Origin of the sequence: Companilactobacillus huachuanensis (assembly GCF_005404815.1) — a bacterium.
Taxonomy (GTDB): Bacteria; Bacillota; Bacilli; order Lactobacillales; family Lactobacillaceae; genus Companilactobacillus; species Companilactobacillus huachuanensis.
The window spans coordinates 59,199-73,746 of record NZ_BJDF01000011.1 but is presented as its reverse complement, the minus strand read 5'-3'; the positions used below and the strand labels follow the sequence as shown (position 1 = coordinate 73,746).

At 37.5% G+C, this 14,548-nt stretch carries 14 protein-coding genes; all 14 read right to left on the bottom strand.

All coding sequences use genetic code 11. The features are described 5' to 3' along the window. Window position 1: 1 nt before the first annotated feature. Window positions 2–1,114: an amidohydrolase/deacetylase family metallohydrolase gene (locus tag FFM71_RS07745; RefSeq protein WP_137611603.1), complete on the bottom strand. Its 1,113-nt coding sequence runs from the start codon at window positions 1,112–1,114 to the stop codon at window positions 2–4. Window positions 1,115–1,118: 4 nt separating this feature from the next. Next, the gene (locus tag FFM71_RS07740; protein ID WP_137611602.1) at window positions 1,119–2,207 is read right to left on the bottom strand and encodes a DUF871 domain-containing protein; all 1,089 of its coding nucleotides are present in this window, start codon (window positions 2,205–2,207) and stop codon (window positions 1,119–1,121) included. Further along, window positions 2,204–2,467, bottom strand: a complete 264-nt coding sequence (locus FFM71_RS07735; protein ID WP_137611601.1) for a hypothetical protein — start codon at window positions 2,465–2,467, stop codon at window positions 2,204–2,206. The genes FFM71_RS07740 and FFM71_RS07735 overlap by 4 nt, the downstream gene beginning before the upstream one ends. Before the next feature lie 9 nt (window positions 2,468–2,476). Further along, a complete protein-coding gene (locus tag FFM71_RS07730; protein WP_137611600.1) occupies window positions 2,477–3,754 on the bottom strand; it encodes a PTS sugar transporter subunit IIC in 1,278 nt (425 codons plus the stop codon). 326 nt (window positions 3,755–4,080) lie between these two features. Then, the gene (locus FFM71_RS07725; protein ID WP_137611599.1) at window positions 4,081–4,776 is read right to left on the bottom strand and encodes a GntR family transcriptional regulator; all 696 of its coding nucleotides are present in this window, start codon (window positions 4,774–4,776) and stop codon (window positions 4,081–4,083) included. A 250-nt stretch (window positions 4,777–5,026) separates the two neighbouring features. Then, window positions 5,027–5,434 carry a DUF3021 family protein gene (locus FFM71_RS07720; protein ID WP_137611598.1) on the bottom strand — a complete coding sequence of 136 codons (408 nt, stop codon included), beginning with the start codon at window positions 5,432–5,434 and terminating at the stop codon, window positions 5,027–5,029. 10 nt (window positions 5,435–5,444) lie between these two features. Then, the gene (locus FFM71_RS07715; protein ID WP_137611597.1) at window positions 5,445–5,897 is read right to left on the bottom strand and encodes a LytTR family DNA-binding domain-containing protein; all 453 of its coding nucleotides are present in this window, start codon (window positions 5,895–5,897) and stop codon (window positions 5,445–5,447) included. An 18-nt stretch (window positions 5,898–5,915) separates the two neighbouring features. Further along, window positions 5,916–6,788, bottom strand: a complete 873-nt coding sequence (locus FFM71_RS07710; protein ID WP_137611596.1) for an ABC transporter permease — start codon at window positions 6,786–6,788, stop codon at window positions 5,916–5,918. 1 nt (window position 6,789) lies between these two features. Beyond that, on the bottom strand, window positions 6,790–7,623 hold the full coding sequence (locus FFM71_RS07705; protein WP_137611595.1) for an ABC transporter ATP-binding protein: 834 nt from the start codon (window positions 7,621–7,623) through the stop codon (window positions 6,790–6,792). A 1,344-nt stretch (window positions 7,624–8,967) separates the two neighbouring features. Continuing rightward, complete coding sequence (locus FFM71_RS07700; RefSeq protein WP_137611594.1) at window positions 8,968–9,840, bottom strand: MurR/RpiR family transcriptional regulator; 873 nt, start codon at window positions 9,838–9,840, stop codon at window positions 8,968–8,970. Between the two features lie 8 nt (window positions 9,841–9,848). Continuing rightward, window positions 9,849–10,748, bottom strand: coding sequence for an N-acetylmuramic acid 6-phosphate etherase (gene murQ, locus FFM71_RS07695; RefSeq protein ID WP_171000509.1), 900 nt, complete (start codon window positions 10,746–10,748; stop codon window positions 9,849–9,851). Between the two features lie 3 nt (window positions 10,749–10,751). Continuing rightward, window positions 10,752–11,807 (bottom strand): MupG family TIM beta-alpha barrel fold protein, encoded by a 1,056-nt coding sequence (locus FFM71_RS07690; protein WP_137611592.1) that lies wholly within the window; start codon window positions 11,805–11,807, stop codon window positions 10,752–10,754. Between the two features lie 12 nt (window positions 11,808–11,819). Beyond that, the gene (locus FFM71_RS07685; RefSeq protein ID WP_137611591.1) at window positions 11,820–13,268 is read right to left on the bottom strand and encodes a PTS transporter subunit EIIC; all 1,449 of its coding nucleotides are present in this window, start codon (window positions 13,266–13,268) and stop codon (window positions 11,820–11,822) included. 19 nt (window positions 13,269–13,287) lie between these two features. Next, window positions 13,288–14,187 carry an alpha/beta hydrolase gene (locus FFM71_RS07680; RefSeq protein ID WP_223876500.1) on the bottom strand — a complete coding sequence of 300 codons (900 nt, stop codon included), beginning with the start codon at window positions 14,185–14,187 and terminating at the stop codon, window positions 13,288–13,290. Window positions 14,188–14,548 lie beyond the last annotated feature (361 nt).

The following is a 14,548-nucleotide window of genomic DNA, read 5'->3' as shown; positions in this document are numbered from 1 at the left end:
ATTATTCTCCAATCAGATACGCGTTTCCGCCGACAATACTATAGATTGGCTCGACAGTCTTGGTGCTTTGACGAGTATTGCCATCTGAATCAACTAACGTTTTTGAATAATTTTCGATGTTGAAAATTGTTACATCAGCGTCCATTCCGATAGCCAGCTTACCCTTATGTGACAAATGATAATTAGTTGCTGGAACAGTTGTGATCATTGGCAAAATTTGTTGCAATTCAAAACCTAGATATAGCATTTTTTCAATACATGTTGCCAGATTATAAACGGGACCATTCTCACGATTTCCATGATAAATATCGGTACTGAGACTCTGCGGATAAAGGTTATTTTTAAAAGCTACTTCAGCCGTTTTGAAATTGAAACTTTCCGTCCCATGACCAACATCAAAAATAATTCCTTTATCGAGACCTTTTTGAACGAAATCTTTAATCGAACCATCTGCATTAAGAATGCCGTTATCCTTGCCATTGAAGCAGTGTGTCATGATATCACCTGCATCCATAACATCCATGATTTCAGACAATTCAGGTGGATTAGTTCCAACGTGGACCATTAATGGTAATTTTTGAGACAATTGCTTTTGAAATTCTTTAGCAACTATCAACGGCTTAATCCCATTACCAACGATAACCGATTTACTGATGCGAGCTTTTAGACCAATAATAAAATGAGGATAATCGTTTATTGCCTGTTGTAGCGTGTTAAATTGTAGTCGATCCATATCACCCAATTCGTCCTGTGCCAAAATACCAGTCTTTGAAATATTAATCATCGCGTAGACATTAGTTTTTTTCGACTGTACGAGATGATGAAAGTCACCGATATTGTCAGCTCCCGTTGAACCGGCATCAATCACCGTTGTAACGCCGTTACAATAACCAACTAAATCAGGATCATCATAGTATAGCGACATCTTTTCATAACAATGAACATGGTCATCAATCCAACCTGCAGAAACATATGAATGACCTTGCAAATTAATAATTTCGTCAGCTGTAACATCTAGTTGCGGTGCGACATCCACAATTTTTCCATCCTCTAATAACAATTCCAAAGGTTGCTCGTTAATATCTTTACCGTTCTTTATATAGAGACTTTTCAAAAAATCATCTCCTAAAACGGAATTTGTCCCATGCTCCGATGTAATCTAGGAGGAACAATTCATTCGTTGGAATTTGTGCCACTCGATTCTTTCTCATATCGCTGTGATCCCGTAAAACGACCTGTAACTCATTCTTATACTTACCAAATTCATCATTACCGATAACCACATCCCCGCGAACAAAGGTATGTGTATCTGAATTTACAGGATTATCATTAGCTTTATACTTTTTTCGGACTTCCGTCGAACGAATTACTAAATCAGTGATATCACCACGTCTGACATGTTGATTATCAAGTAAGACTTCGCGTTCCAATTGCGTTATTCCTTCTGATAGAGCAACATTGAAGACCAATTGATAACGGTCCATTTCACCGAGACGGCGCAATTCATCTTCAGAAGCATAAGCATTTCCGATAATCACACAGTCGATTAAATTCGTGGCGAAAAGGTGTTTAGCTTGAATATCCAGTGGTAAATCACGATGCATTTCCAAAGTTGGTAGGCCATCGTTGATATCCCAAGGTCCAATCGTTCCCGCTTGTGATGTGATAAAGGCTGCCGTTTCAATGCCTTGATTCTTGAATCGTTGCGATGCACTGATAAAGAAATCCAGTGGTAAACCAGTTCCACGTTGCGGATAAAAATTATGACAACCCGATATGAAAGGTCGATTGGCCGAATAACTCAAAATATTATCTAGGTAGGCAACATCATTGCTCATATTCAATTCGATATTCATCGCTTGGGGATTGAATGACAATAAGGCCTCTTTTTGACCATCAAACCCCTGATCTAATCGAATTGCATCGGCCCCTAATTCAGAAAAGAAGTCTAAATCATCATATGAGATTTCCAATTGATCAAAAATATTCGGTGCAATATCCAAAGTAGTTGAGAAACCCAAACCTTTGGCAAATTTAATCAGATCAGTAAATTTTTGGGCAACTTTTTCTTTACCTTCTGAAACTTCCAACATACTCATAAAAATTCTGGTGAATCCATATTGACTAGCAAGTACAAGGTAGCGTTTATCTTCATTCACATCACTGTGATCTGGATAAAGTGAGATACCGAGGGTTCTCTTAGTCATATTTTTTTACCTCTTTCCATCTTCTGAAATTCTTTCAGATAGTAATTTGAAATCACAACTGACAAATAAATCGTGCTGAGAATAACTAAGATAACGGCATATTTTATATAGAAGCTAATCACCGCTAAAGTTAAAATTACGACTAAAGAGACAAGAATTAACTTTCCAGCTCGATAATTTTTTAAAACTTTGGGCATGATGTCTTTTTGAACCAGAATTTCACAGGCGATAAAATAAATTGCTAGCAGTAATAGAACCATTATTTTCACCTATTCCTTTTCGAGTTGTTGTTTTTCAAAAATCTTGAAGAATGGATAGTAAATTGCTAGGTCAATCAAGAAGTTAACGAAAACCAAAATCATGGCCGGAATACTCCAGTTTGTACTACTGAATGCACCTAGTGGACTTGGGACAGTAAATGGTAACCGAGCCATCATCATTGGCACAACACCCCAGATAGTCATGAAATATGAAAGTGTTCCCGTAACTAGAGGTGCCACGATGAATGGAATACCCAAAATGGGATTCATCACAATGGGGGCACCGAAAATGACTGGTTCATTAATATTGAAAAGTCCTGGTAAGAGCGCAAGCTTTCCTAAATCCTTGAGGTAAGCTGACTTGGAGAACATGAACAAGACAACTAAAGCCAAAGTACCACCGGCTCCACCAATCCAAAGGAACCATTGTAAAAATTGTTCAGTAAAGATTGTTGAAAGGTGATTAGCGCTAGTACCACTGGCAAATTCACCCATATTTTGAGCAATTGACATTTCCCAGAAAGGTCTCGTAATTGGCGCCATGATTGCTGCCCCGTGAATACCTAAGGTCCAAAAACCAGTAATCAAAAGAATTGTCAGTAAACCACCGAAGAGACTGTTACCAACTAAAACGCCCTTTAGTGGCATCAAGATCATGCTCAAAAATGACGAAATATTGAAGTTTAAGATGTAACGAATGAACCAGAAGAAAATCAGGATAAATGCTGCAGGAATCAAAGCAACAAAGGAATTGGAAACCTCTGGTGGTACTCCTTGAGGCATTTTGATAGTGATATTCTTTTCTTTAAAGAAACGATAAATTTCAACCGATAAAAGTCCGGTCACAATTGAAGCAAAAAGTGATGAGGCACTCAAGTTCGAAATATCAATGTAACGTCCAGCCGAAATCACTCCCTTAACATCTTCTGTAATGTGAATCGGTGCCGCTGTTGAGACCAAAAATGCTAAAACAGCTAAAATTCCGTTGGTCAATTTATCTAATTTGTAACTATCGGCCAAAGCTGATGCAATCCCAAATGTTGCATACAGTGCTAAAATTCCGACAGTGTAACGGAATGGTATATCTAGAATTTCCTTATATGGCGCCATCGCATTGGCCCATGATTGGATCGGGGGATTATTGATCAAGGTAAAGAATGATCCTACGATGGTCAGTGGTAGTGTTGAAATAACTCCCTTTCTAATTGCCATCATATGTCGCTGTGTTCCGATTTTATTGGCAACCGGCAGTATCTTGGCGTTCAAAAAATTAACAAAATTATCCATATTATCCTCCTCTTTTTTCGCAATCATCATAACATTATAACGTTATGATGTAAACGCTTAAATAAAATCTTGAACATCGAAGGTTGTCGTCTCCAGGGAGGAGAATATTCACCTGCTATACGGACCGGTCCGAGCCAAAAAGCGGTCTCGAACCTCGGTTTGAAGCCTCGCAAAATCAGCGATTCTCCAAACACGCCCGGTGGTGTAATGGCTAAAGCCATAACGCCACTCCCACAGCTGGTAAATATTCTCCTCCCTTCCGACTAATTTATTTTTTAGTATAAAGACAATTACGCTATCTAATTTATACCTCAACAAAAAAACAGTTAAATTTCGTATTCAATTTTATATGGCATTTTATTACTATCATAAATGGATTCGGTATACTCGATCAAACGGCCTTTATTATCAAATCCCCGTCTGATTCGCTTTAAGGCTAACGTGTCTGCTTTATTCAACAGTTTTTGGTCATCTTCACTAATATTTACCGCACTAAACTCATCTTTGAAACTGTTGATTTCTTGGCCACTATCTTTTAGAAACTTGTACAATGATTGATTTTTCAGGTTATGTTTCTCTGTCGGAATTTTTACGTTAGGCAAATAATGGTTCACAATAATAAATGGCTTATTATCCAAAAAATATAATCGCTTGATGTAAACAATATTCTGCTCACCAAATTCAGCTGCCACTGGCGTCTGTTCTGGCGTAACGTTAGCAACTTCTAAGACTTGTTTTGTTAACTGATCATTCTCTCGAACAATTGTGGAATACGACTTGGCCTTTGATAATTTATTGAACAAGTGATTGCTGACAACTCGGGTGCCGATTCCACTCTTCTTCAACAAATAACCTTCAGCAACTAACTGTTCAACTGCTTTACGAACGGTAATTTTACTGACGGAATATTTTTGTTCGAGATCATTTTCAGTTGGAATCAGACTGTCTAATTCATAAACACCGGATAAGATATTTTTTTTGATATCATCGGCCACTTTTTGATACAAAATTTCTGCAACCATACGCAAATTCTCCAAATATTAACTATATTTTTTACTGCCGTCTCCAGATTTGAAAACAGCCTACTTAAATTAGCACCATAAGTAGTACTTTATTTATATCTATTATAGCAATACTTATACTACCAGAATTTGTTATTTATGTAAGCGTATAACTATAAATTAACTAAAGAGGCTTGAATTCATAATAGGATTCAAGCCCCTTTAGTTAATTTCATATCTAGTTAATGCCTCAGGTTCTATGAACAAAGCCTTATCTAGATTTCCTTTTACGTATCACAGAATTAATTTTCTTAGTATTGGTCACGTCTGCTAAATACAGCATCACCCAAACTGCTATGTAGATGAGAACAAAAGTAAGAATAAACGATAATATATGTCCACTCTTAACTAGACCCCCCCATCCTGCAAAATACATCATCATACCAACTATTATTATCGTAATGATCAAATGCAGTAATAATCTAATTGGAAAGGCAAACCACTCAGTCTCAAAAATCATAGAGACCAGTCCGATCAATCCGCTGAAGAAGAGTAGTGACAAGACAGATTTTGGCTCAACCATCATACTTCCGCTAAACAACAAGATCAGCATAAAACTGAATGATCCCAATAAAACTCCAACCGCAAAATATTTGACTACTTTCAATATTTTTTCCATGCTTCACACCTCACATTCCCAGTTGTTTTTTCAAGCCAGTTAAATATTTTCGACTGACACTGAATTTCAAATCATCTGTCACAAATGCTGTCATATTACCGGAAAATGCTGCTTCAAGTGAATCCAAATGATTCAAATTAATCACGGTATTTTTAGATATTTGTACAAAATCATTATTATTGATCCGTTCAATCATTTTCTTTAATTGACCACGAAAGCAATATTTTTTCTCGTGTGTATACACTGTCAGTTCATTTTCAAAAACTTCAATCGCAATAATTTCATCAATTTGAACCATAACTACCCGATCATCAACTGATAATGGAATAGCTGAAAACGTTGCATCCAGTTCCTCCAACTTACGCATTAATTCTTGAACCTCATTCGAAAAATTGGCTGCTTTAACCGTAATATCTATTTCATTTTTGGGAATTTTATCGTCCTGATTGAAGTTTATTTTCATATTATATTCCCCTTAAAATCATGCTCTGCTAATAACCACGCGTCGACTAAATCTGAAGATCAAAACTGCCACCATGCTAATTACCACTGCAAAGCTAAGAATTACCAAACTATCTTGTTGATTTGTCAGAATTTGACTGCCCCATTTAACACTAATACCCATGTTGTCCTTAAAACTATTTAAGACTGAAACGGGGAAATTTTTAAACGAATGTTGCAACTGCGTATTCATCAAAATATTTCGGTATATAGCTGTATTATACAGTGCCGGCGTGTATTTCATAAATTGTTGAACTGTAGTTGGCAACATTCCGATTGGAATATAAACACCGGCTAGAAAACCAGAGGCAGTCCCAACGATTGTTCCAATTTTTCCTAAAGTATCAATTTTTTTAACAAACGATAACAAAAGCAAGTTAAAGGCTGTCCAAATAAAGCTGCTTAATACAATAATGCCAAAAATTTGTGGGAAAATTGCCATTTCTAGTGGACTATTGTCCGCAATCATAAAGTAACCGCCCATCATAAAGTACATAACTAGTTGCATGATAATTCCGACAATCATTGCGGTCAGTAAATATGAACATTGAATACCTAAATAACTAACATCAGTCAAACTAAGGTCGGACAAAGTATTTTTTCCCCGGTCCTGAACCATTAAACTCAAACTGCTCAAGGTCGTAGTAATGGCTGTAATCGTCAGCGTTCCACCAATCAGCCAGGGATCCAGAAGCAACTTCGTATCTGGCACGCTACTCCAACTGCTGACCATATTTTGACGCAAGAATATTAAATACAAGACAAAAGAAATCAATGCTCCCATCAAGGAAAAGAAGACTCCACTTTTATTAGAAAAATAAATTTTTAAATTACGATACATTAATCCTTTCATATTAACGAATCTCCTTTCCCGTTAAGTTCATGAAGACATCATCCATCGTGCCCGGACGATACTCAAAATTGGTCAGTAATTTAGCATTTTTAACCAAAATTTTGATAGCTTCATCTTTGTTATCAAGTGTTGTTGTTGTAGTTTCGCCGGTTAGATAATCCAATTGTAAAACGTTTTGGGTATATTTTTGTTGTAAACCAGCCACAGTATCCTCAGCAATTACTTTACCCTGATCCATAATGTAAACATAATCTGCATTTTCTGACTCTTCCAAATAATGCGTTGTAAAAACAATCGTTAATCCAGTATCTTCGCGTAATTGATTCAACACTTCCCAAATCTTAGTTCTAGTCTGAATATCCAATCCAGTTGATGGTTCATCCAGAAATAATAATTTAGGACTGCTGATCAAAGCACGGGCAATATCGACCCGACGTTTTTGACCACCAGAAAGACTGCAGTAAGGCTGCTTCCAAATACTTTCCAATTCAAACTTTTTAATTAAACTATTTAATTGCACTGTCCTTGTGTACATATGGGCACGAGTCATAATATTATCTTTGACAGTCAGATTAGCGTCCAGCACACTCCCTTGAAAAACGACCCCAATTTCATTTTTATAATCTTTGATACTAGCAGATTTATCACCAAAAATTATTTTTCCACTAGTTGGTTGACTGACGCCAATAAGCATATTCAGAGTAGTCGATTTACCAGCCCCATTGGGACCTAATAGTGCGACTAAGTCTCCTTGATTGATTGTTAAGGAAATATTATTAACAGCTAATTTGTTGGGAAATTTTTTAGTTAAATTTATTGCTTGAAGCAGTTTCATAATAATCACTTCTTTCTTGTTTATGATTATTATTCTATGCAGAAAAGTTTATTTGTATTCGATTTTACAATAAGTGGTCAATATTTGAAGATTAGTGGTTATTTTTGGCTACTGTATGATGCCGTCTCCAGAGCTGGGAAATATTCACTTGCTGTGCGGAACGATCCGAGCCAAAATACGGTCTCGAATCTCGGTTTGAAGCCTTGACATAGTTCGTCAAGTCTCCAAACACGTCCGGTGGAATAATTACGGGAGGTTCTCCCGTAATTATTCCACTTCCACAGCACACAAATATTTCCCAGCTCTTCCGACTAATTAATTGTTATTAATTGAATGTGAAATTTGCCATGGACAATTATTCAATTGCTTTTATATAATGTGAAAAATTGATATGGACGATGCCCATGGTAGTTTTAAATTCAATCTATTTAAAATCACAATTAAACATTCCTAATTATTCAAAAACTAGTTGGAAAATCTGAGAGTATTCATACGCCGCGAAAGTGGCGTTAGATCTTTAGCCCTTACACCACCGGGCGAGTTGAAGACTTACCGGGTTTTGGTAAGTCTTCAACCGAGATTCGAGACCGCCTTTTGGCTCGAATCGTACCTCGCAGAATATGAATACTCTCAGATCTGGAAACGGCATACTTGCATACTTACCTAAACTAGCGCCATGGGTAATTGATGATCATTAAATACTGAAGGTTGAAAGGCGAAAAAGTGATATAAACAGTGCTGTGACAGATCTAAATTCAATTTATTTACCAATTTAGTTAAATGGCAAGAGATCACAGTTGGACATTCTTATTATAAAAAAACTAGTTGGAAGAGCTGAAAGTATTCATTTGCCGCGAAAGTGGCGTTAGGACTTTAGTCCTTACACCACCGGGCGTGTTGGAGACTTACCGGTTTTTGGTGAGGCTTCAACCGAGATTTGAGACCGCTTTTTGGCTCGGATCGTACCGCGCAGCATATGAATACTTTCAGCTCTGGAAACGGCATAATGCATCAAACTTTCAACCTTTAGTTAAATATTAAAAACAACAAAAAAGAGCTATATCCCACCTAATTATTTGATTCCTTAAGTGTGATACAACTCAGTTTTATGTAATTTATCCATACATCATAAATTAACCTATTTAATAGTCCAACCAGTCGGAAGGGCCGAGAATATTCACCAGCTGTGGATGTGGCGTTACGGCTTTAGCCGTTACACCACCGGGCGTGTTTGGAGACTTTCCGTTTTTGGAAAGTCTTCAAACCGAGGTTCGAGACCGCTTCTCAGGCTCGAACCGGTCCGCATAGCAGGTGAATATTCTCGGCCCTGGAGACGGCAATTTTTTAACGCTTCTTTGTTTTCTTAGCAAAATATTCATCAACTAAAAGATGTGATTCTTTTAATCTTTGAACATTTTTATCGTAATCTCGTTGTAGGTAGAGATAATATATCAAATCGACGGCATACAGCTGACTGATAAGAGATGTTGTCGCAGCCGATCTAACTTGATCTTTGGGAACACTGTCACTCGTCAAAATATGAATATCCGACGCTTTAGCTAAACTACTATTCGTATTCGATGTCAGGCTAATAACTGGAACGTTTTTTTTCTTAGCTAACTTGGCCAAAGTCAAGGTCTCCACAGTTTCACCTGAATCAGAAATAAGAAAGATAACTTGACGATTATGCTGGGTCAAAAAATTAGCTGCCATCTCGTGAGTATCTTGCGTATTAATCACATTCAAACCAATTCGAGAAAACTTTTGTGTAAAGTCTTCGGCAACCAAATTAGAAGCTCCAAGTCCATAAACTTGAATGACGTTAACACTAACAAGCAAGTCGACGGTCTTTTGTAAAATATCTTTATCCAGACCCTGACTAGTTGTTTCCAATGTATGTTGAATTCGAATAACTAGCTTTTCTTTCAGTTCATCAACATCGTCATCTGGCGAAATCTCGTCATACAAGCCGTTAATTACATCGTCCATGGAACAGCGTGCGAGTTCCACTTTTAATCCCTTAAATCCATCCACGCCTAAGTTTTGGGCAAATCTAACTATTGTGGCTTGACTGACACCACTTTGCTTTGATAATTCAGCTACACTCATCCCCGGGATCATTTGTACATTTTGCAAAATATACTCACCCAGAATTTTTTCAGCTTTACTAGCATTCTCTATTTTCGAACGAATTGTTAATAAGATTGTATTAACCATGTGCTACCTCACTTGATTGCCTGACGTACAAATCCACCTGATTCAGTTAGTTTTTGCTCGGCCGCTGCTTGATCCATCTTATTTGAAATCATTACGATAGCATCTTTGACTGAATAGTTTGCTTCTTCTAAAGTTGCTTGAGCAATATCAGCTTTCACACCAGTAACTTCCACAATAATATTAATTGAACGCTGAACTAATTTCTTATTAGTTGGCTTTACATCGACCATCAAATTGCCATAAGTCTTGCCGACCCCAACCATTGAAGCTGTGGACAACATGTTGAGCACCATCTTTTGAGCTGTTCCTGACTTCAATCTAGTTGAACCAGACAAAACTTCGGGACCTACGACGACTTCAATTTTTATCTCAGCATGTTGACTGATGATTGCATCCTGATTGCACGATAACGCAATTGTATCAGCTCCAACTAATTTGGCATAGTCCAAAGCACCAACCACATATGGAGTCCGACCACTAGCGGCAATTCCAACTACAACGTCATTATCAGTCAAATCATGTTCTTTAAGGTCACTGGCACCCAATTCGACGTTATCTTCGGCACCTTCTACCGCCAAAGTCATGGCCTTACCACCACCAGCAATTAAGCCTTGAACCATTTCCGGCTCGGTCCCAAAAGTTGGTACACATTCAGCCGCGTCTAAAACTCCTAATCGGCCACTAGTTCCAGCACCAACATAAAATAGGCGTCCATTGTTTCTAAAAGCCTGTGAAATCTTTTTAACGGCTGCTGCTATTTGTGGTAACTCCGGCTTAATAGCTACTGGTACTTTTTGATCTTCTTGATTCATGACTGAGACAATTTCTAATGGGCTCATTTCATCTAAGTCAGTCGTTTGAGAATTGCGACCTTCAGTTGATAATTTTTTTATATCCATATCATTCATTTCCTAACTTTCAATATCAATTAGCTGAATTGCTTGATTAGCGACACAATACTTCATTAAACCAATGTCCTTATCAGCAATTTGGCCAATGACATTGACAGTATTATCAGCTGGCAATTGATATTTCACTAATTGTAATTCACCTTGATAACGGCCAGAAAGCACATTATCAAGCGTAATCGAACCTTGTCTTCTCAAACCACTGTTGTTTGGTTCGATCCTAGAATGGTTGAGTGGACGGCCTTCTTTTAAGCGTACAACATCTCTAGAAACATCTGCTCTTTGATGGAAAATATGTGAAATATAACTAGGAGCATTGTGCAATTGTACTCTAATTTGTAAAACGTGGTCGACAAAGTAATTTCTAAACTGTTCAAAGGTAGTCGTAGCAATAGCGGAATCTCCAATATAAATCCGATCAACATCGAAATCACCCATATTTAGAGCCGCAACTAAAGGATTTTCATAACGATTCTCTTCCAAAGTTGGCAACCCTTTATATACTGGGGCCCGTAAGTTTTCATCGCCAGCAATAAAGGCCATTACTTTAAAGTTGTTTAGTTTCAACCACCGATTTTTTTCTTTGAACCAATCCCTATCCAATCCAGTATTTTCACGAGGATAATAATTATGCCAGGCTTCTAAGTTTGTAAAATCAGCTTTATCTGCCTTCAATTCATCAATTTCAGACTGAACGATAGTAGAAGCATTCAACGCAATTTTCATTTCCTGAGAGAGTTGAGCTATTTCTTGAATGGAGATACCATCGTCGATCCGCAACATTGTTACATGCAGCTCTTGAAAGACATTTAAATCATGTGGCAATTCTAAATTGAGACGCTTCAATGCACTAGATGAAACATCCAGTGTCAATTCCAATTTATTATCGGCACACATTTGACCTAATGATTTTAAGTTAGCCAGCAGAACTTTAGGGTCATCTTCAGGTAAATTGATTGAGGTGAAGACACCTTTAAAACCAGCCTGGACAAACTTATTAAACATTACTAAATCGTCTTTTTTCAATGAACTGTGCAAGTAAGCTGAAAATCCTAACATAATCAAACTCCTTTATTCTGGATAAATTTCATCAATTCTATTTTCATCGACACCGAAGAACCATGTCACAATAAAACCACCCGTATAAGCAACTAAAAGCGCTAACAGGTATGTCAATTGTTGACCCGGTTGCATGATCAAGAGTCCGAACAATCCGGAAACACCTTGAGAAACAGCACCCAAGTGGAATAGTGAAGCCACGATACCACCGAAACCAGCACCGATACTGGCAGTAATAAAGGCTCTACCAAGTGGCAAGGTAACAGCATACATCAATGGTTCACCGACGCCCAGGATAGCAACAGGAATTGAACTCATAACCATTTTTCTAAAACGTTTGTTCTTTGATTTGAAGTAAAGTGCAAATCCAGCACCAACTTGACCACCACCGGCCATCATCAAAATTGGTAGCAAGTAGTTAATACCATGTGTAGGACCAGCAGGATCATTAAGTAAAACGTGAATTGGAGTTAAAGCTTGGTGCAATCCTACGGAAACTAAAGCTAAGAATGTTGATGATAGAATGAATCCACCAAAGACACTTAGTTTAGTATAAACAAAGTCCATTACAAGGTAGATGGCTGTTGTTAACCAAGCACCTGCAGGCTGTAGGAAGACAACCGCAATCAATGAACCAACGATAACCGTCAATAATGGCGTGAAGAATGTATCAAGAACACTAGGCATGATCTTGCGGAAATTTCTTTCCAAGAAGGCAAAGAAGATACCCATTAGTAAAGCAGTGATCAAACCACCAACACCTACAGTAAATGGTGCATGTGTGAATGGCATTGAAATAGCTTGTGAACTTAATGGTGAACCAGTAACAGTAACACCTAAGCAAAGAGTTCCACCGATACCACCAAGAATGGCACTACCTTTAAACTCTCGAGCTGCATTCATACCAACAAAGATAGGTAGGAACGTAAATAGTCCCCAACCTAGTGTCTTAATTGTCATGTACCACCAATCAGTTACGAAAGCTTGACCAGTTTGATAATCAATAACATTGGCTAAACCATTGATCAATCCAGCGGCAATAATACCAGGAAGCAATGGGATAAAGACGTTAGCAATGTGTTGTAGACCACGTTGCAATGGTTTATCATGCTTAGCCTTATTAACTTTTTTATTCTCTTTAGCAATATCTTTAACATCTTCACCATGTTTACTGTCTTCAGCTACATCGCCCTCATCAGAATCACTACCTAAAGCAACTCCTGTTAAATCAGCAAATGGTTCCGCAATTTTATTAACTTTACCGGGACCTAAAACAACTTGTAATGTATCAGCTTGAACAACAGCAAGCACGCCGTCAATTCTCTTTAGGGCATCAATATTAACTTTGTCGTTGTCTTTGATGCCTAATCTTAATCTAGTCATACAAGCAACGTTTGCAGTAACGTTTTCTTTACCACCAACATTTTTTAATATTTCGTTAGCAATATCTTTATTGTTCATGTTTATTTCCTCCCCCTATTTAAAATTCATTCATCAACCAGTTGTATGCTTTTGGAGTGGCTTTGGTCCAGTAAGCCCAGTTATGGTTGTCGCCAGTGTCCTTAACATATTTAATGGAGACTTTGTCAGTATCCTTTTTAACGTCCTTTACGAAGTGATTAACGTCTTTAATAGGAACTGTTGTATCGCCAGAAGTTGTTTCGATATAAAACTTAACTGGCTTAGTCTTACTGTTGATATATTCTGTAGGGAATAAACCGTTATAAACCTTATCTGACCAGTTAGTCTTGCCATTAGTAAAGGCATGCATGTTTTGTCTGATCAAATTATCCTTTGGCAATTTATACCAAACAGAAGGTGAAACCATGATAGCTTTAGAGAAGTAATTTGAATACTTCAATGATAATCTAGCAGCAGCGTAGCCACCCATTGAAACACCACCAACAGCGTGGTCAGTTCTTGATTTAGAGACTTTGTATGTTGAATCAATTTTTGGAACTAGATCCTTCATCAAAGCACTTTCTACTTTGAGGCCACCCTTTTGGTTAACATAAAAACTATTGAAACCATCGACAAAGACGACGATTGCTTTAGTATTGTTACGTTTCATTGCCCCATCAAGCATTTGTTGAGAGTTAAATCTCTCAAGTAAATTTCTATGATTTCCGTATAAACCGTGCATCATGTATAGCACTGGATATCTCTTATTAGCACTAGGATTATATCCAGCAGGTAAATAAACATCATAATTCCAATCCAAATGCATTTGCTTTGAATACATTGTGGTTGTTGTCACCGTACTGATAGGTGAAACCTTAGCCGCAGCCGCTTGCGCATTTGTAGCTGTAAACGTAGCTATTCCCAGCATCCCTACGATACCGGATAAAATAACTAAAAATCTTTTAACATATGATTTCATAATTCTTACCCCCAAATTTATTGTAATCGTTTACATTTATGATGATACAACTTTTGAATAAAATTTCAATAATACACGTAGAAAAATAATATTTATAAAATAATATTTCATATTCAGAAAATAATTTTTCATTTTCTACATAAATATTGCTGTTTTCTTACATCCATCTAGGCCATTAAAGATGCCGTCTCCAGAGCAGAGAGTATTAACCTGCTATGCGGAATGGCTCGAGCCAAAAGGCGGTCTCGAGCCTCGGTTTGAAGCCTCGCAAAATCAGCGAGTCTCCAAACGCGCCCGGTGGTGTAATTGCTAAAGCAATAACGCCACACCCACAGCGGGTTAATACTCTCTGCTCTTCCGC

What these genes read in the sequence shown, in the direction of transcription:
- FFM71_RS07740 (WP_137611602.1), bottom strand. Translation starts at nt 2,207, where the DNA reads ATGACTAAGAGAACCCTCGGTATCTCACTTTATCCAGATCACAGTGAT.
- FFM71_RS07735 (WP_137611601.1), bottom strand. Translation starts at nt 2,467, where the DNA reads ATGGTTCTATTACTGCTAGCAATTTATTTTATCGCCTGTGAAATTCTG.
- FFM71_RS07730 (WP_137611600.1), bottom strand. Translation starts at nt 3,754, where the DNA reads ATGGATAATTTTGTTAATTTTTTGAACGCCAAGATACTGCCGGTTGCC.
- FFM71_RS07725 (WP_137611599.1), bottom strand. Translation starts at nt 4,776, where the DNA reads ATGGTTGCAGAAATTTTGTATCAAAAAGTGGCCGATGATATCAAAAAA.
- FFM71_RS07720 (WP_137611598.1), bottom strand. Translation starts at nt 5,434, where the DNA reads ATGGAAAAAATATTGAAAGTAGTCAAATATTTTGCGGTTGGAGTTTTA.
- FFM71_RS07715 (WP_137611597.1), bottom strand. Translation starts at nt 5,897, where the DNA reads ATGAAAATAAACTTCAATCAGGACGATAAAATTCCCAAAAATGAAATA.
- FFM71_RS07710 (WP_137611596.1), bottom strand. Translation starts at nt 6,788, where the DNA reads ATGAAAGGATTAATGTATCGTAATTTAAAAATTTATTTTTCTAATAAA.
- FFM71_RS07705 (WP_137611595.1), bottom strand. Translation starts at nt 7,623, where the DNA reads ATGAAACTGCTTCAAGCAATAAATTTAACTAAAAAATTTCCCAACAAA.
- FFM71_RS07700 (WP_137611594.1), bottom strand. Translation starts at nt 9,840, where the DNA reads ATGGTTAATACAATCTTATTAACAATTCGTTCGAAAATAGAGAATGCT.
- murQ (WP_171000509.1), bottom strand. Translation starts at nt 10,748, where the DNA reads ATGAATGATATGGATATAAAAAAATTATCAACTGAAGGTCGCAATTCT.
- FFM71_RS07690 (WP_137611592.1), bottom strand. Translation starts at nt 11,807, where the DNA reads ATGTTAGGATTTTCAGCTTACTTGCACAGTTCATTGAAAAAAGACGAT.
- FFM71_RS07685 (WP_137611591.1), bottom strand. Translation starts at nt 13,268, where the DNA reads ATGAACAATAAAGATATTGCTAACGAAATATTAAAAAATGTTGGTGGT.
- FFM71_RS07680 (WP_223876500.1), bottom strand. Translation starts at nt 14,187, where the DNA reads ATGAAATCATATGTTAAAAGATTTTTAGTTATTTTATCCGGTATCGTA.